This window comes from Stenotrophomonas sp. YJH_SMC_27 (genome assembly GCF_059369815.1).
Genome location: NZ_JCAFTA010000014.1, coordinates 97,336 through 115,826, shown reverse-complemented (window position 1 = coordinate 115,826; position 18,491 = coordinate 97,336). Strand labels below are relative to the sequence as shown.

Genomic DNA, 18,491 nt, shown 5'->3' with positions numbered 1-18,491 from the left:
TGCAGACTACGCGCACAGTAGCCGTGACCCTTTCGCCGGCGCCCTCGTCGGCCCTTTCTCGGAGCCCCCATGAGCCAGATTGTCCGCATCCACGAATATGGCAGTGCCGATGTGCTGCGCTTCGACGATATCGACGTTCCCGCCCCCGCCCCTGACGAAGTCCAGATCCGGGTGAAGGCAATCGGCCTGAACCGCGCCGAGGTGATGTTCCGCACCGGCGCCTATCTGCATGAAGCGCAGTTCCCCAGCCGGCTGGGCTATGAGGCCGCCGGCGTGATCGAAGCAGTCGGCAGTGCGGTGAGCGGCTTCACTGCTGGCGATGCGGTCAGCGTGATACCGCCACTGGACATCGCGCGCTGGGGCACCTATGGCGAGCTGGCCAACGTGCCGGCACGACTGGTGGTCAAGCACCCACAGGCGTTGGACTTTGAAACGGCGGCCGCGGTGTGGATGCAGTACGTCACCGCCTGGGGCGCGCTGCTGGAACAGGCTCATCTGGCCGCCGGGGATTTCGTCATCATTACCGCCGCCAGCAGCAGCGTCGGCCTGGCCGCCATCCAGATCGCCAATGCAGTAGGCGCCACGCCGATCGCGGTCACCCGTGGCCCGGGCAAGCGCCAGGCCCTGCTCGATGCCGGTGCCGCCCACGTCATCGCCACCCAGGAGCAGGATCTGGTGACCGAAGTGGCGCGCATCACCGGCGGTGCCGGTGCCCGTGTGGTGTTCGATCCGATCGGTGGCCCGCAGTTCGTGCCGCTCACCGAAGCGATGGCCCGTGGCGGCATCCTGCTGGAGTACGGCGCGCTGAGCAGCGAACCCACGCCGTTCCCGCTGTTCAACGTGCTGGGCAAGTCGCTGACGCTGAAGGGCTATCTGTACTCGGAAATCGTTTCTGACGATGCCGCACTGGCCCGCGCCAAGGCGTTCATCGTCGATGGCCTGGACAAGGGCACGCTGGCGCCAAAGATTGCCAAGGTGTTCCCGTTTGCGCAGATCCAAGAGGCACACCGTTACCTGGAATCGAACGAGCAGATCGGCAAGGTGGTGGTGACGGTGTGATCCAGCGTCATGCAATGGGGGTGGATCATCGCCCCCATTGCGGTTACCTGGGCAACGCAAAAGCCATCACATAATCGCCGTTCGGGGTTTCTATGAAATGGTGGCCGCCGGCCATGATCACTACGTACTGGCGCCCGCCCTGCTCGTACACCATCGGATTGGCCTGGCCGCCCGCGGGCAGCTTGGCATGCCACAGTTCCTTGCCGGTCTCCAGGTCAATGGCACGCAGCAGGTCATCGGTGGCAGCGGCGATGAAGATCAGGCCGCTGGCGGTGATCACCGAACCACCATTGTTCGGCGTGCCGATCTCGATCGGCAGGCCGGAACGGATGCCGAACGGTCCGTTGCCGCGCGCACTGCCGAATGGACGGTCCCACAGCAGCTTGCCGGTACGCAGGTCGATGGCACGGATACCGCCATAGGGCGGCTGCTTGCACAGCAGGCCGGTGAACGGCAGCCGCCAACCAGCGTTGACCTGGATGCCATACGGCGTGCCCACCTGCGGGTCGCCCGCGCCTTCTGCACCGCCCTTGTCGAACCGGATCTTCTCGCGTGGCAGCCAGCCCAGCCGGTCGGCCTCGGCGCGTGGCACCAGCCGGTTGTAGTTGGGCATGTCGTTGTAGTTGGCCACGATCACGCCGCGGCGCGTATCGATGGACACGCTGCCCCAGTCCGAGCCGCCGTTGTAGCCAGGGTACTCGATGGAATGGCGCTCGCTGCTCGGCGGCGTGTAGAAGCCTTCGTAGTACGCCTTGCGGAACTGGATGCGGCAGACCAGCTGGTCGATCGGGGTGATGCCCCACATGTCGCGCTCGGTCAGGTCATGTTCGCGGCGCAGCGTGTGGTACAGCGAAAACAGCTGGGTGGGTGAACGCTGCTCGGGTTCGACGCCGCCGACCGGCACCTTGCGCTCTTCGGCGGCGGTCAGCAGCTGGCCGTTGCGGCGATCGAGGATATAGAGGTCGCCCTGCTTGGTCGGCAACAGGATCGCCGGCACCTTGCCCGCCGCCGTCGGGTAGTCGATCAGGCTGGCCTGCGAACCCAGGTCGTAGTCCCACACATCCTTGCGCACCGCCTGGAAATGCCAGACCGGCTTGCCGGTGGCCACGTCGATCGCCACCAGCGAGGTTGCATAGCGGTTCTGGTTTTCCGTACGCGAGCCACTCCAGTAGTCGCCCGCAGAATTGCCCAGCGGCAGATAGACCAGCCCCAGCGCCTCATCACCGGTCGCGGTGGTCCACATGTTCGGCGTGCCGCGCGTGTAGGTCTGCCCATGCGGCGGCAGGCCGCTGCGCTCGGGCTGGTCCATGTCCCACGCCCAGCGCAGCTTGCCGGTGATCGCGTCGTAGGCCTGGATCACGCCCGATGGCGCGTCGCGGCGCTGACCATCCAGCACCTGGTGGCCGGTGACGATCACGCCGCGCACGATGGCCGGGGGCGAGGTGATCGACACATAGCCGGGTGGCACCTCACCCATGCCGAGGGTGATGTCGACCTGGCCGTTGTTACCGAAATTCGCGCAGGGACGGCCGCTGTCCGCGTCCACCGCGATGATGCGACCGTCCAGCGTGCCTTCGATGATGCGCGCCCAGCATGCCGGACGACTGCCCGGTGCAACACTGCGGGTGATGCTGGGCGGCGGTTCCGGCAGCGCCAGATCAGCGGCGACATCGGCCAATGCCGCATCAGCAACGGTCGGCGTGCTGGGCTGCTCGTAATAGCTCACACCGCGACAGGCAGCGGTATAGGGAATCGAAGCATCCTTCACCTTTGGATCGAAACGCCACAGTTCCTTGCCGCTGGCAGCATCAAGCGCGATCAGGCGGTTGCGTGCGGTGCACAGGTACAGGCGATCGCCAATCTTCAGCGGCGTGGTTTCCGCGCCCCAGCGCTTCTTCGGCATATCGCCGGTACGGAACTGCCAGGCCGGTTGCAACGTGGCGACGTTGGCCGGGGTGATCTGCTGCAGCGGCGAATAGCGGGTGGCGGCATTGCTGCGGCCCCACGCCGGCCAGTCTCCCTCGGCCGGCTGGTCGGCCGGTTGCAGGCCCGTGGTATCGCGCGTAGGTTCCAGTCCGGCGCTGACCGCGCCTTCCGGGAACGGCAGGTGCCCGTCCACTTCACCATGCGGCGCAAAGGCCAGGCCGAAGGCAGCTACGAACACCAGCATCAGCACGCCCGCCACGCTGCGCGACAGGCGCTTGGACACCGGTTCGCGCAGGGTCGGTGCCAGCAGCGCCACCACGATGCCCAGGGCCGTAACGAGGCCCAGGCGCGGCACCCAACGCCAGTAGTCGCTGCCCGACTCCCACCAGGTCCACAGCAGTGTGCCGATGAACACCAGCGCGTACAGCAGCGCGCCGCTGCGACGGTTGCCGAACAGCAGGAGGCCGCTGGCCAGCAGGCCGAGCCCGGCGATGGCGTAGTACGCCGAGCCGCCAAGGCTGAGCAGCCATGCGCCGAGCCCACCGATGACCAGGCCGAGCACGACCAGCAACAGCGACAGCACGGTCACCAGCGGATGGCGCGGGGTTCGGACAGGAGCAGGATCGGACGGCGGCGTGACGGACATCGTCGATCTCCGGGGGCAGCATGCGCCCTTATCCCACCGCCGGCGTGAAGCGCGCGCGTATGTGTGGCGTCCGGTTACGACGACGCCGGCCCAGGGCCGGCGTCGTCGGGTACTTCAGGCTCGCGGCAGAATCACTCCTGCGCGGCGTCCTCGCTGCTGGCCGCAGCCGGGGCGCCGTCGGTCGTGGCCGGGGCGGCAGCCGCCACCTCGTCCTCGTCCTCATCGATCGAGGCATCCAAGCGCTCCACCGCCTGCAGCTTCTCATCCTTGGACAGACGGATCAGGGTGACGCCCTGGGTGTTGCGGCCGACGCGGCTGATTTCCGAGCCACGCGTACGCACCAGGGTGCCGCCATCGGAGATCAGCAGGACTTCGTCATTCGAGCCCATCAGCACCGCAGCGACCAGCTTGCCGTTGCGCTCGGTGGTCTGGATGCCGATCACGCCCTGGGTGCCACGGCCCTTGCGCGGGTAGTCCGGCAGCGGGGTGCGCTTGCCATAGCCGTTCTCGGTGGCGGTCAGGATGTACTGCACGCTGGCGTCATCGGCACTATCGATCACCGCATCGCCATTGGCGGTGGCTTCCTCGACACCGTTGTCGTCGTCGTTCTCGTCCTCGATGCCACCGGCACTTTCGGCCACGATCAGGCTGACCACTTCCTCGCCGGCCGGCATCTTGATGCCACGCACGCCGGTTGCGGTACGGCCCATCGAGCGGACTTTGTCCTCGCCGAAGCGCACGGTCTTGCCATTGGAGGCGAACAGCAGGATGTCGCGCTGGCCGTCGGTCAGGCCGACGCCGACCAGGGCATCGCCCTCATCGAGATTGATCGCGATCTTGCCGCGGGCCAGGCGGAAGGCGAACTCGCCCAGCGGGGTCTTCTTGACCGTACCGTTCTTCGTGGCAAAGAACACGAACTGGCCATCGGCGTACTCGCGCACCGGCAGCACGGCCTGCACGCGTTCGCCCGGTTCCAGCGGAATCCAGTTGATGATCGGACGGCCACGGGCGTTGGAACCCGCTTCCGGCAGTTGGTAGACCGGCAGCCAGAACACCTTGCCCGAACTGGTGAAGGTCAGCAGCGTATCGTGCGTGTTGACCAGCCACAGCTGTTCGATGAAATCCTCTTCCTTGGTCGCCGCCGCACTGCGACCACGGCCGCCGCGGCGCTGCGCGCGGTACACGCTGACCGGCTGGCGCTTCACGTAGCCGGCGTGGGACACGGTGACCACCACGTCTTCCGGCGCGATCAGGTCCAGGATGTCCAGGTCTTCTTCGCTGTGGCGGATTTCGGTGCGACGTTCGTCGCCGAACTCGGCCTTGACGTTGACCAGCTCCTCGCGGATGACCTGCAGCAGGCGATCGGGATCTTCCAGGATGTGGATCAGCCCGGAGATCACTTCCAGCAGCTGCTTGTACTCGTCGGTCAGGCGGTCCTGCTCCAGCCCGGTCAGGCGGTGCAGGCGCATTTCCAGGATCTGGGTGGCCTGGATCTCGGTCAGCTGGTAGCCGCCCTCGACCAGGCCGACGCCCTTGGGCAGGTCTTCAGGACGCGATGCTTCGGCACCGGCGGCACCCAGCATCGCACCGACCAGGCCCGGCTCCCACACGCGTGCCAGCATGCGCTCGCGGGCTTCATTCGGGTTCGGCGAGGTCTTGATTAGTTCGATCATCTCGTCGATGTTGGCCAGTGCGACGGTCAGGCCTTCCAGCACATGGGCACGGGCGCGCGCCTTGCGCAGCTCGAACACGGTGCGGCGGGTGACCACTTCGCGACGGTGGCGGACGAACGCCTCCAGCATCTGCTTGAGGTTCATCAACTGCGGGCGGCCATCGACCAGCGCCACCATGTTGATGCCGAACACCGATTCCATCTGCGTCTGCTGGTACAGGTTGTTCAGCACAACCTCGGCAGATTCGCCGCGCTTGATCTCGATGTAGATGCGCATGCCGTCCTTGTCGGACTCATCGCGCAGCTCGCTGATGCCTTCGATCTTCTTTTCCTTGACCAGCTCGGCGATCTTCTCGATCAGACGCGCCTTGTTCACCTGGTAAGGAATTTCGGTGACGATGATCGATTCGCGGCCGTTGTCGGCCACTTCGATATCGGCCTTGGCACGGATGCGCACGCGGCCACGGCCGGTGCGGTAGCCGGCGACGATGCCGGCAGTGCCGTTGATGATGCCGGCAGTCGGGAAATCCGGGCCCGGGATGTATTCCATCAGGCCGTCGACATCGATGTCCGGGTTGTCGATCAGCGCGATGCAGGCGTTGATCGATTCGCTCAGGTTGTGCGGCGGGATGTTGGTCGCCATGCCCACCGCGATACCGGCCGAACCGTTGACCAGCAGGTTCGGGAACCGGGTCGGCATGACCGTCGGCTCCAGTTCCTTTTCATCGTAGTTGGGCTGGAAATCGACGGTTTCCTTGTCGATGTCCGCCATCAGCTCATGCGCCAGGCGCGACATGCGCGCCTCGGTGTATCGCATCGCCGCAGCGGAGTCGCCGTCGATCGAACCGAAGTTACCCTGGCCGTCGACCAGCATGTAGCGCAGCGAGAACGGCTGAGCCAGGCGCACCAGCGTGTCGTATACCGACTGATCGCCATGCGGGTGGTACTTACCGATGACATCACCGACGATACGCGCCGACTTGAAGTAAGGCTTGTTGCTGTGCGCGTTCAACTCGTTCATCGCGAACAGCACGCGACGATGCACCGGCTTGAGGCCGTCGCGCGCATCCGGGAGCGCGCGGCCCACGATCACGCTCATGGCGTAATCGAGGTAGCTCTTGCGCATCTCGTCTTCCAGGTTGACCTGGATGATTTCCTTGGCGGTTTCTGCCATTCGGGTTCCGTTGTCTGGTAGCGGTCCAGTCCGGCGCAGCCCTCTGCGGGAGGGGGTCGCGCCGGAACCTCGATTCAACCTGTGGATACTACCACAACAGGCCGTTTTCCGCCTCCCTTCATGGGGATTTTACCGGCACAAATCAGGAACTTAGGGCCCCATACCGCCCTGTAAAGCCGAACCCATGCTCGGCTGCGGCGGATTCGCTGGCTGAGCCGAGCATGGGCTCGGCTCTACAGACATCCTCGATCCTGTCCCGCCTCAGCCGTCGAAGGCGGTGCGCATGTTGTGGGCGGTCGGGTTCAGGATCACCCCGCGCTCGGTCACGATGGCGTCGATCAACTCGCCCGGGGTGACGTCGAACACCGGGTTCCAGGCGGCGATGCCCTCGGCCACGGTGCGGGTCCCGCCCACGCCGTACAGTTCGCCCGGATCGCGCTGCTCGATCTCGATCTGGCTGCCGTCCACGGTGTCCATGTCCACCGTCGAGGACGGCGCTACGACCATGAACTTCACGCCGTGATGGCGGGCCGCGATGGCCAGCTGGTAGGTGCCGATCTTGTTGGCGGTATCGCCATTGGCGCAGATGCGGTCTGCGCCGACGATCACCCACTGCACGGCGCCGGTCTTCATCAGGTGCGAGGCAGCCGAATCGGCGATCAGGGTAGCGTCGATGCCATCCTGCTGCAGTTCCCACACGGTCAGGCGGGCGCCCTGCAGCCAGGGCCGGGTCTCGCCGGCAAACACGCGGGCGATGCGGTGCTGGGCCATGCCAGCGCGGATCACGCCCAGCGCCGTGCCGAAGCCTGCGGTGGCCAGCGAGCCGGTATTGCAATGGGTCAGCACGCCGCTGCCGGCCTCGATCAGGCCAGCACCCAGCGCCCCCATGTGGCGGTTGGCGGCCAGGTCTTCATTGGCAATCGCCTGCGCTTCCGCCTCCAGCAACGCCTTCCAGTCTGCGCCGGCGGCGTTCAGGCAACGGCGCATGCGCGCCAGCGCCCAGGCCAGGTTGACCGCCGTCGGGCGCGACGCATTGAGACGCTGCAGGGCCGGCTCCAGCTGCTGCAGCGCATGCGCGCCATCGGCGGCCTGCACCTCGCGTGCCGCCAGCACCACGCCCCACGCGGCGGCAATACCGATCGCCGGCGCGCCACGCACGGTCAGCGCGTGGATGGCGCTGGCAACCTCGTCACTGTCATGGCAGACCACGTGCTCGACCACGAACGGCAGCTTGCGCTGGTCCAGCAGTTGCAAGGCATCGCCGGTCCACAGGATCGGGCGGATGTGGTCGTAACGGGCGTAGTCGATGTCGGAGGCAGTGTTCATGGGCCCATTGTAGGGCCACGCCCCGCGTGGTTGGAGCCTGCCCCGGCTCAATTCACCGAGAATTCGGCGCGGCAGCCGCCGTCCACCCAGATCCCGTTGCGGTTCCAGCCCCAGGTGCTGCCTTCCTCGCAGGGCGTGCTGGACAGCTGCTCGGAGACCACAGCACCCACCGAAATGCTGGCGCCGCAGAAGCGGCGCTTCTTCGACTTCGATTCGCAGGTCAGGCGGCGCGGCACATCGACGAAGCGGCCCTCCTCGTCGGCCACCTCGAAATCGCCCTGGCAGCCACGGCTGGTCCAGACTTCATTGCGCTTGTAGCCCCATCCCTGGCCTTCGCGGCACGGCAGCACCGACAACTGGCGAAGCAGGCGCACCGGCGCGCCATCCAGGCGTACCGGGCAACTCTGCGGACGGCCATTGGATTCGCAGCGCACCACGCGGCGCACCAGGCGCTTGCCTTCCGTTGCCGCAGGCGCCGCACCCTGCGCACGGCGCGCCCGGAATTCGGCGCGGCAGCCAAGGGTGACCCACACGCCGCTGCGGTCGGTGCCCCACTCGCTGCCGCGGATGCAGCTGTTGCTCGACAGCTGGCGCACCAGATCGACGCCGTTGTCCACATCGATATCGCAGTGCACCCAGCCCATGTCGCGCGATTCGCAGGTCACCACTTCGCCGTCATAGCCTGCCTGCTGGGCCGACGCCGATGACGGCAGCCAGGTACCCCAAAGCGCGATGGAGTACACCGGTGCCGCCACGACCGCAAACCACTTGACCAATGCCTTCCCCAACAGGAGTGGACGAATTCCGATGCCAGTGTCCCGCATCTGCCGTGATAAGAGCATCATCCCGCTTACCGAAGCAAGCGCGGAAACGCGGCAATCCGTTCAGTCTTCATCGTTCAGGAACGTGCGCCGCACTCACGCGTGGGCAAAGTCGTAGGCCAGCACATCAGCAATCCGCGGCGTGCGGTTCATCGCCATCAACAGGCGGTCGACACCCACCGCCACCCCGGCGCAGGCGGGCATCGACGGCAGCGCCAACAGCAGCGCCTCGTCCACGGCCGGTAGCACCTGGCCGCGCTCGTGGCGGCGCTGCAGATCGCGCTGGAAGCGCGCGCGCTGCTCGTCGGCGTCGTTCAGTTCGTGGTAGCCGTTGGCCAGTTCCACCGCGCCCAGGTACAGCTCGAAACGTTCGGCCAGCGGGGGCGTGCCCGGGCGGACGCGGGCCAATGCTGCCTGGCTGGCCGGCCAGTCGTGGACCACGGTCATGACATCGCCATCGAAGCGCGGCTGGATACGGTGGGTCATCAGCAGATCCAGCCAGTCATCGCGGGTCAGCCCGACCGGGTCAATGTGCACCTCGCCCAGCGCGGCACGCAGCGCGGCCTCATCGGCCTCGAACGGATCCACGCCCACGTACTGCTGGAACAGCTCCCGGTAACTGAGCACATGCAGCGTCGCATGGCGCCCGACCAGGGCCAACGCCTGGCCTACCAGCTCGGCGGTTTCCTGCACCAGCCGGTGGTGGTCCCAGCCGACCCGGTACCACTCAAGCATGGTGAACTCCGGGTTGTGGCGGCCGCCGGCCTCGCCATTGCGGAACACCCGGCCCAGTTCATAACAGTCGCCCACGCCGGCAGCGAGCAGGCGCTTGAGCGGATACTCCGGCGAGGTGCGCAGCCATCGGCGGCGTCCGCCGGCATCGACATGGCCGGTGAAGTCGGTATGGAAGCTGTCGATGTTCGGCTCGGTGTTGCCCGCGACCGACAGGATCGGCGTCTCCACCTCGAGCACATCGCGCTCTGCAAAGAAGCGGCGCACCAGCGCATTGAGCGCGGCGCGCTGCTGCAGCGCGCGCAGCAGGGCCTCGCTCACAGGATGCCCTCCGGGCGCGGATGGTCGAGCGGCAGGGTCAGCAGATCGCGCGTATCGTCGATGTAGCCGCTGGCCAGGTACAGGCGGCGTGCCAGTTCGTTGTGGTGGTTCACTTCCAGGCGCAGGCGGCTGACGCCACGACCGCGAGCGCGCTGTTCGCAGATGGCCAGCGCCTGCTTGCCGCGGCCACGACCGCGCGCGCGATGGCTCAGGTACAGCTCGTCCAGCAGCATGAAGTGGCCGCCCTGCTCCAGGCTGAAGCCCATCGCGATCACCGCGTAGCCGACCACCTCGCCCGCCTCGTCCAGCCACAACAGCACTTCGCCATTGCGCGGATCGGCCAGCAGCGCGTCCACGCCGCGACGCACGCGCGCGTCATCGAAGTCGATCCTGTCTTCGGCGTAGAACTCGCGCATCAAGGTGATCAACAATTCCTCGTCGGCACGGGTGGCCAGGCGGAAATCCAGTGGGGCGGTCTGCATCTGTGTTCCTTTGTGCTGCATGCCAGGCGCGGCACCCGGCGGGATCGTCATTCGTGTTCGGCAAGGTAGGCCAGCAGGCGTTCCTCGTCCCACACCGGCACGCCCAGCGACTGCGCCTTGTCCAGCTTGGAGCCGGCCTCGGTGCCGGCGACCACGAAGCTGGTTTTCTTCGACACGCTGCCGGAAACCTTGGCGCCCAGCGCCTCCAGGCGCTCCTTGGCGACATCGCGGGTGAGCTGGGCCAGGGTGCCAGTGAGCACAACGGTCTGCCCGTCCAGCGGGCCCGCGACGATCTCGGCCAGCGCCGGCGCCTTGGCCAGGATCTGCTGCATCGCCTTCTCGGCCGCCAGCAACATCTCGCCATGGCCATCGGCATCGAGCCACTCCGCCAGTCCGCGCGCGGTGTCATCGGGCAAGCCGGCATTGACGAACTGGCCATGCTCGGCATCGAGCACCGCCTGTGCCCCCGGGAGCGCTGCCACCAGTTTTTCGGCGCGCAGACGGGTGATGCCGGGGATCTCCGATTCGACCAGCAGCTGCGCCAGGTCCAGTCCCTCGCGCAGCTTGGCACTGGGGGCATGTACATCGCTGATGTGCACCTGGCCGACCTGCAGCAGGTCATCGATGGCCTGCTGGTTGCCCTGCTGTTCGAAGAAGTGACCGAGCGAGCGCGCCACTTCGCCACCGATGTCCGGCACGCGCTTGAACAGCGGCCACGGCAGATGGCGGATCAGTTCCAGGTCACCGAACCACTGCGCCAGGGCCTTGGCGGTGCTCTCGCCAACGTGTTCGATGCCGAGCGCGAACAGCAGGCGTTCCAGCGTGGCGGCACGACTGGCGTCGATTGCTGCGATCAGGTTGTCGGCCCACTTGGTGGCGATCTTCTTCGTGTTCCATTCGAAGCTGGCGGGCTGTGCCAGCGCCTGCGCGCGCCAGCCCGGATCGCTGCCGTCCAGCTTCAGCACGGCGTTGAGTACCGCGCCACTGCCCTCGGCGGGCAGATGCGGTTTCAGCGCAGCGGCCAGTGCGGACGGGTCTTCCGCATCCAGCACCAGCTTCAGGTGCAGCAGCTGGTCACGACTGAGCCGGTACAGGTCGGCCACGCTCCTGACGATGCCGGCGTCGACCAGGGTTTCGATGTACTTGTCGCCCAGGCCATCGATGTCCATCGCGCGACGCGAGGCGAAATGGGCAATGGCTTCCTTGCGCTGCGCCGGGCAGGACAGTTCGCCCGAGCAGCGCCATGCCGCTGCCCCTTCCTCGCGCACGATCTCCGAGCCGCACACCGGGCAGCGCGTCGGCATCTGCCACGGCATAGTGCCCTGTGGGCGGCGATCGAGGATGACGCTGACCACTTCCGGGATCACGTCGCCGGCACGGCGCACGATCACGCTGTCGCCCACGCGCACATCCAGGCGTGCGATCTGGTCGGCGTTGTGCAGGGTGGCGTTGGACACGATCACGCCGGCCACGGCCACCGGTGCCAGTCGCGCGACCGGTGTTGCGGCACCGGTGCGGCCGATCTGGATCTCGATGGCCTCTACCGTCGTGCTCTGTTCCTGCGCCGGGAACTTGTGCGCGATGGCCCAGCGCGGCGCGCGCGAAACGAAGCCCATGGCCTGCTGGCCGGCGCGGTCATCCAGCTTGTAGACCACGCCGTCGATGTCGAACGGCAGGCGATCGCGGCGCTCACCGATATCGCGGTAGTAGCCGAGCAGGCCATCAGTGCCCTCCACCACCTTGCACAGCTCGCTGACCGGGAAGCCCCAGGCGCCGAGCTGGGCCAGGGTGCCCGAATGGGTATCGGGCAGCTCGCCGCCCTGCACTTCACCGGTACCGTAGGCAAAGAAGCTCAACCTGCGCTGCGCACTGATCTTCGGGTCGAGCTGGCGCAGCGAACCGGCCGCCGCGTTGCGCGGATTGGCCAGCACCTTGCCGCCGTGCAGGCGCGCACGCTCGTTGTAGGCCTCGAAGTCGGCGCGGGCCATGTACACCTCGCCGCGCACCTCCAGCACATCCGGCCAGTCCTTGCCGTGCAGGCGCTTGGGAATGTCGCCGATCTCGCGCAGATTGGCCGTCACGTCCTCGCCGGTCGTGCCATCGCCACGGGTCGCGCCGAGCACGAAATGACCGTCCTCGTAGCGCAGGCTGATCGCCAGCCCGTCCATCTTCGGCTCGGCCGAAAACCGCAGGCTGCGACGCCCCAGCCGCTCGTCAATGCGGCGCACGAAATCAGCCACCTCCTCGTCGCTGAACGCATTGGACAGCGACAGCATCGGCACAGCATGGCGCACCTCGGCGAAGCGGCCGGAAGGACGCGCACCGACCTGCTGGGTCGGGCTGTCGGCGCGGGCCAGTTCAGGATGTTCGCGCTCCAGTGCTTCCAGTTCGCGCACCAACCGGTCGTAATCGACGTCGGGGATCTCCGGCGCGTCCAGCTCATGGTAGGCGCGGTTGGCCTGGGCGATCTGCCGGCGGAGGTCGTCGGCGCGTTCGGCGGGGCTGGGACTCATCGGGATCCGGTGGTTCTGGGATGGCCGGGGATTCTACCGCGCCCGGCCGTCAGGCCCTGTAACGCCCTGCCTTCGCAGCGTCGAGCCATGCTCGACGGCCGCTCCCCTGCCCTGGTGGCCAACCTTCTCCCCTCCCGGCAGGTGCCGACCTTCTCCCCGCCCCGGCAGGTGCCAACCTTGGTTGGCACACCTGCAGCCGAGCATGGCTCGGCACTACAAAAAGCGGGCTTGCCGCCCACCGCGACCAGCGCTAGCGTGCGACGGTCTGCCCTTCGGAATCGTGCCCGTGACCCTGCCTGCTTCCCGTCGACGCTTCCTGCAACTGGCCGGTGCTGGCCTCGCCGTCGCTGGCAGCGGGCTGCCGCAGCTTGGCCATACCCAACCGGCGACAGCCGCCGCTCCCGCCCCCGCCGAAGGTGCGGTGCTGCTGAATTTCAACGAATGTCCCTACGGCCCCTCGCCTGCAGCCCAGCAGGCAGCACGCGACAGCATCGCCGGATGCGGTCGCTACCGCTTCGCGCTGGCAGGCCAAGTGCGCGATGCCTTCATCGAGCAGGCGCGCATCCCGGCTGATCACGTGCGCCTCTATCCGGGTTCCAGCGAACCGCTGAACCGTGCCGCCGTGCTGTGGACCGGGCCGCAGGCGGGACTTGTAGTCGCCGACCCGACCTTCGAGACGCTCGGCGAGGTCGCCGCCGCCCACGGTGCGCATGTGCAGAAGGTGCCGCTGCGCGAGGACGGTGCGCATGACCTGCGTGCGATGGTCGCTGCCGCGCACGCGCGCCCGACCGGGCTGCTGTATGTGTGCAACCCGAACAATCCGACTGGGTCGATCAGCCCGCCAGATGAGCTTGCCTGGCTGCTGGCCCACAAGCCCGCATCGACCCGCGTACTGGTCGACGAGGCCTACCTGCAGTACAGCGATCAGCCCAGCCTGATCACCCAGGTGACGCAGCGCGATGACCTGATCGTGCTGCGCACGTTTTCCAAGCTGTACGGCATGGCCGGCCTGCGCCTGGGCGTGGCGGCCGCACATCCCGACCGTCTGCGCGAACTGGCCAGCCTGGGCGACAACCCGCTGCCGGTTCCGGCGCTGGCGGCGGCACTGGCCAGCCTGCGCGACCCGCAGCTGATCCCCCAGCGGCGCCTGCAGAACGCCACGATGCGGCAGGCCACCATCGCCTGGCTCGGCAAGCGCGGGTTCAGCTGCGTACCCTCGGAGGCGAACTGCTTCATAGTCGACGTGCAGCGCGATGGCAGCGCGTTCGCCAAGGCAATGGCGGAGAACGGCGTGGTGATCGGGCGCAGCTGGCCGATCTGGCCGCAGCGCGTGCGCGTAACGGTCGGCACCGAAGAGGAGATGGCCGCATTCCGCCGTGCGTTCGCCAAGGTGGCCGGCGTACCGGCCTGACCCTGTTGGTAGGGGCGAACCTTGGTTCGCCCCATCCACGCATGGCGTGGATCTACTGTTGTGGGTGCCGACCGTTGGTCGGCACACCATGGCGCTTACCAGCGAGGGGTCTTGGTCAGCGGCGGTGCCTGGTGCTGGCGGTCGTAGGCGCGCAGCTCGTCACGGATGTGCGCGATGCGTTGGCGCCCCAGGGCGTTGCGGCTGTCATCCAGCACCACGCCATCGAGCAGCTCGGCCATGCGCTGCACGGTCGGCAGCATCTTCTCCCAGGCGTCCAGCGCGGTCAGCGGCGCCGGCAGCGTCAGGAAGAATGCGATGGCCGGGGTTTCCATGGCGCGGATGTTGGCCATGTCGAAGCTGCCCGGCTTCATGATGCTGGCCATCGAGAAGATCGGCCCGCGTTCGGGGTGGCCTTCCACCAGGCGGTGGAACACGTTCATGTGGCCGAACACCAGGCCGGTCTTCTCTGCGGCCACCACGATGTCCTCGCCACGCAGCTGCTCGCCGGCCCGGGCGGCCACGAACAGCGAGACGATCTTGTCGAAATCCTGGGTGGCGCGCTTGCCGAGGTCGCTGGCGCCCGGGTCGGTATCGGTCAGGCCGAGTTCGGCCTGCTCGCCCTCCGTGCCCATGCCCGGTTCGACGCGACCCTCGGCCACGGCGACGCCGTCGTCGCCCAGCACCGGCTCACGGCGCTCGCCACTGGTGGGCTCCGCGCTTTCCACGCGGCGCCCCTGGGGCTTTTTCTTCGGACGGCCAAACAGGAAGATCGCGGCGATCAACAGCAGGCCGGCGGCCAGGATGCCGATGCGCAACAGTGCCGTGTCGGACATTCGATAGGTTCTCCGGCTAGTTCATTCAGGTAACTAGGATGGCACGTCAGGCCGCGCCCGCCAATCGCGCGGCCTCTTCCAGGTCCACGCTGACCAGGCGGCTGACGCCTGGCTCACGCATGGTCACGCCGGACAGCTGGTGCGCGGCCTCCATCGTCGCCTTGTTGTGGCTGACGAACAGGAACTGCACCTTCTCGCTCATTTCCTTGACCATGTTGGCCAGGCGGCCGACGTTGGCTTCGTCCAGCGGTGCGTCCACCTCATCCAACAGGCAGAACGGCGCCGGATTCAGCTGGAAGATGGCGAACACCAGCGCCACCGCGGTCATCGCTTTCTCACCGCCGGACAGCAGCGAGATGCTGGACACGCGCTTGCCCGGCGGGCGCGCCATGATGGTCACGCCGGTATCGAGCAGGTCTTCACCGGTCAGCTCCAGGTAAGCATGGCCGCCGCCGAACAGGCGCGGGTACAGCGCCTGCACGCCGGCGTTGACGCGGTCGAAGGTGTCCTTGAAGCGGCCGCGGGTCTCGCGATCGATCTTGCGGATCGCGTCTTCCAGGGTTTCCAGCGCTGTGGTCAGGTCGGCGTGCTGCGAATCCAGGTAGTCCGAGCGCTGCGACGCCTCGCCATACTCGTGGATGGCCGCCAGATTGACCGGCTCCAGCCGGCGCATTCGAGCATCGATCTGGTGGACCGCCTGCTCCCAGTCGCCCAGGCGGGCATCCTCGGGCAGTGCGTTGAGCACGTCCTGCAGCACGAAGCCGGCCTTTTCCACCGCCGCTTGCAGGGTGTCGGCACTGAGCACCAGCGCCTGCTGGTCGAGCTTGCGCTGCGAAATGCGCTCGCGCTGGACCAACGCCTGCTCGTCGCGCTGGTGGCGGGTCTGCTCGTAATTGCGCAGCTCAGCGTCGATGCCGTCCAGCAGCGTTCGCGCCTCGGTCAGCACGCGATCGGCGCGCACACGCTCTTCCAGCGCATTCTGGTGCTCAGCCTGCAGTGCTTCGATCGGCGAATCACCTTCGTCCAGCTGCGAATGCAGTTCGCCCAGCCGCGAATCCAACTGTCCACGTTGGGTGCCCATGCGTTCCAGCGCCTGGCTCAACGAGGCCAGCTGCGCCCGCTGCGATTCCAAAGTCAGGGCCAACGAATGCGCGCGCTCGCGTACCGCGCGGGCGGCATCGCGGGCCAGGTCGCGGGCTTCGGTCAGCTGGCGGCGTTCGCCCTCCAGCCGCTGCCGGGTCGACTCCAGGTCGCCCATGCTGCTGACCGCACTCTCCAACCGCGAGCGTGCTTCACGCGCCTGCTCGTTGTTGGCTTCAATGGTTTCCTGCAGCTGCTTCAGCTCGCCTTCGATGCGGTCGATGCGCGTGCGCGCCGCCTCCACCTTGCCCTGCTGGCCCTGCAACTGGCCGGCCAGTTCGGAGACCGCACGATGGGCCTGGTACAGCGCGCGCTGCGCGTCTTCACGCTGCTGTTCGGCAGCGTGCAGCTGCTCACGGAAACCGGCCAGCTGTTCTTCCAGCTCGGCCTCGCGGTCCTGCAGCTGTTCGATCTGCTCGCGAAGTTCCTGGATCTCGCGTTCGCGCAGCAGCGCACCCTGCTGGGCCGCGCCGGAGCGCGATACGCGCAGCCAGCCCTGGCCCAGGCGCTCGCCACCCTGGGTGATGACCGAATCACCTTCCGGCAGGCTGCCCTGCAACGCCTTCGCTTCGGAAAGGTCCTTGGCAGCATGCAGGTGTGCCAGCAGGCGACGGATCGTCACCGGGCCACGCACGCGCGCGGCCAGCGAGGTCGGGGCGACCTTCAGCTCGTCATCGCCGTTGGCGACCAGCGCAAGGTGACCATCGCCGAGCTCACCCAGGGCATCGACCAGGCTGGCCGGGTCATCGACCAGCACACCTTCGATCAAGTGGCCGAGCGCGCTTTCCACCGCGTTTTCCCAGCCGGCATCCACGTCGAGGCGCTCGCCGACACGCGCCGCAGAATCCAGCCCCCGCGCCTTCAGCCACGCGACTGCCGCGCCCTGCTCCTGGCCCAGCGCGGCCTGCTGCAGGGCCTCCAGCGAGGCCAGGCGGCCACGCAGGCCGTTGGCCTGCTTGCGCAGTTCGGCCAGTTCGTTCTGGCCATTGCGCTGCTGTTCCTGCACCGCCGCCACGCCCTGCTTGCGCAGCTCGACGTCTTCGCTCAGCTCATCCAGCGCAGCCTTCTGCGTGTCGTGTTGCAGGTGCAGCTGCTCGAAGGCCTCTTCCAGCGCATCCACATCCAGCCCGGCGCGCTCGGCGGCCAGGGCCTCACGACGCCGGTCGGCATCGAGGATCTGCTTGTCCAGATAGTCCACGCGCGTGCGCTCGACATCGCCGGCGCGCGAGGCTTCCGAACTCTGCGAGGTGTGCTGTTCCCAGCGCTGCTGCCAGCTGGCCAGCCGCTCTTCGGCCTCGCGCAGGCTTTCCTGCTTGATCTCGTTTTCTTCCTGCAGTGCTTCCAGCTGCGGAGTGGCGGCCTCCACCGCCTCACGCAGCACCCTCAGCCTGGCCTCATCACCGCTGATGTGCTGCCCCAGTTCGGCCAGGGCCTGCTGGGTTTCATCGCGTGCCTTGTGCAGGCGCTGCGACAACTCGCGCTGGTGCTGGATCTGCTGTTCCAGGCGCGCCAGCGTACTGCCAACCTGGTAGACCGCCGCCTGTGCGGTGTTGAGCGCGTCGGCAGCCTCTTCGCGCCGCGCGCGCGAGGTTTCGATGCGGGCTTCGGCATCACGCTGGTCGGCGATCAGCTGCTGCAGCCGCGTTTCTTCCTGCGACAATCCTTCGCGCAGCTTGGACAGGCGTCCGTCGAGGCCGCGGAATTCCAGCGCCTTCCACTCGGCGTCCTTGACCCGGCGCTCTTCCTGCAGGGCCTGGTACTGCTCGGCCTGCTTGGCCTGGCGCTTGAGGTGCTCCAGCTGCTTGCTGATCTCGTCGCGCAGGTCGCCCAGCCGGTCCAGGTTCTCGCGGGTGTGGCGGATGCGGGTCTCGGTCTCCTTGCGGCGCTCCTTGTACTTGGAGATGCCGGCCGCCTCTTCCAGGTACACGCGCAGGTCTTCCGGGCGTGCCTCGATGATCTGGCTGATCATGCCCTGCTCGATGATCGAGTAGCTGCGCGGCCCCAGGCCGGTGCCGAGGAACAGATCGGTGATGTCGCGGCGACGGCACTTGGTGCCGTTGAGGTAGTAGTTGCTGGTGCCGTCGCGGCTGACCGTGCGCTTGACCGAGATTTCGTTGAACGAGGCGTACTCGCCCGAGATCGTGTGGTCGGAGTTGTCGAAGATCAGCTCGACGGTGGCCTGTGACACCGGCTTGCGGGCATTGGACCCGGAGAAGATCACGTCGGTCAGCGAGTCGCCACGCAGGCGGCTGGCCGAGCTCTCGCCCATGACCCAGCGCACGGCGTCGATGATGTTCGACTTGCCGCAACCATTGGGCCCCACCACGCCGGTCATGTTGGTCGGCAGGTGCAGGGTGGTCGGATCGACGAACGATTTGAAGCCGGACAGCTTGATCGTGGAAAGACGCATAGGGGTTCCGGACTGGGGCCGGCAA

General features: G+C 67.2%; 11 protein-coding genes. 2 read left to right on the top strand and 9 right to left on the bottom strand.

Annotated features, from left to right (window positions below; genetic code table 11):
- Positions 1-69: 69 nt before the first annotated feature.
- On the top strand, positions 70-1,059 hold the full coding sequence (locus AC5P7R_RS18375; RefSeq protein ID WP_459390072.1) for a zinc-dependent alcohol dehydrogenase family protein: 990 nt from the start codon (positions 70-72) through the stop codon (positions 1,057-1,059).
- Between the two features lie 43 nt (positions 1,060-1,102).
- Here the strand turns inward: AC5P7R_RS18375 and AC5P7R_RS18370 are convergent, their stop codons facing one another.
- The 7 genes from AC5P7R_RS18370 to ligA all read right to left on the bottom strand — a co-directional run bounded on the left by AC5P7R_RS18370 (position 1,103) and on the right by ligA (position 12,678).
- The gene (locus AC5P7R_RS18370; RefSeq protein ID WP_495214131.1) at positions 1,103-3,631 is read right to left on the bottom strand and encodes a membrane-bound PQQ-dependent dehydrogenase, glucose/quinate/shikimate family; all 2,529 of its coding nucleotides are present in this window, start codon (positions 3,629-3,631) and stop codon (positions 1,103-1,105) included.
- A 131-nt stretch (positions 3,632-3,762) separates the two neighbouring features.
- On the bottom strand, positions 3,763-6,477 hold the full coding sequence (gene gyrA, locus AC5P7R_RS18365; RefSeq protein ID WP_478435916.1) for a DNA gyrase subunit A: 2,715 nt from the start codon (positions 6,475-6,477) through the stop codon (positions 3,763-3,765).
- Positions 6,478-6,738: 261 nt separating this feature from the next.
- Positions 6,739-7,803, bottom strand: a complete 1,065-nt coding sequence (gene mtnA, locus AC5P7R_RS18360) for an S-methyl-5-thioribose-1-phosphate isomerase (RefSeq protein ID WP_111102642.1) — start codon at positions 7,801-7,803, stop codon at positions 6,739-6,741.
- 47 nt (positions 7,804-7,850) lie between these two features.
- Positions 7,851-8,579, bottom strand: a complete 729-nt coding sequence (locus AC5P7R_RS18355) for a DUF3011 domain-containing protein (protein WP_021202738.1) — start codon at positions 8,577-8,579, stop codon at positions 7,851-7,853.
- A 141-nt stretch (positions 8,580-8,720) separates the two neighbouring features.
- Complete coding sequence (gene epmA, locus AC5P7R_RS18350) at positions 8,721-9,677, bottom strand: EF-P lysine aminoacylase EpmA (protein WP_021202737.1); 957 nt, start codon at positions 9,675-9,677, stop codon at positions 8,721-8,723.
- Complete coding sequence (locus AC5P7R_RS18345) at positions 9,674-10,159, bottom strand: GNAT family N-acetyltransferase (RefSeq protein ID WP_019660365.1); 486 nt, start codon at positions 10,157-10,159, stop codon at positions 9,674-9,676. The genes epmA and AC5P7R_RS18345 overlap by 4 nt, the downstream gene beginning before the upstream one ends.
- A 47-nt stretch (positions 10,160-10,206) precedes the next feature.
- Positions 10,207-12,678 (bottom strand): NAD-dependent DNA ligase LigA, encoded by a 2,472-nt coding sequence (gene ligA, locus AC5P7R_RS18340; protein ID WP_180832425.1) that lies wholly within the window; start codon positions 12,676-12,678, stop codon positions 10,207-10,209.
- 280 nt (positions 12,679-12,958) lie between these two features.
- On the opposite strand from ligA, the gene AC5P7R_RS18335 reads away from it, so the two are divergent.
- Entirely contained in the window at positions 12,959-14,083 is a 1,125-nt protein-coding gene (locus AC5P7R_RS18335) for a pyridoxal phosphate-dependent aminotransferase (RefSeq protein WP_021202734.1), read from the top strand.
- 95 nt (positions 14,084-14,178) lie between these two features.
- On the opposite strand, the gene zipA is transcribed toward AC5P7R_RS18335, so the two are convergent.
- Both zipA and smc read right to left on the bottom strand, forming a co-directional pair.
- Entirely contained in the window at positions 14,179-14,916 is a 738-nt protein-coding gene (gene zipA, locus AC5P7R_RS18330) for a cell division protein ZipA (RefSeq protein WP_019660368.1), read from the bottom strand.
- Positions 14,917-14,962: 46 nt separating this feature from the next.
- The gene (gene smc / locus AC5P7R_RS18325; RefSeq protein WP_495214128.1) at positions 14,963-18,466 is read right to left on the bottom strand and encodes a chromosome segregation protein SMC; all 3,504 of its coding nucleotides are present in this window, start codon (positions 18,464-18,466) and stop codon (positions 14,963-14,965) included.
- Positions 18,467-18,491 lie beyond the last annotated feature (25 nt).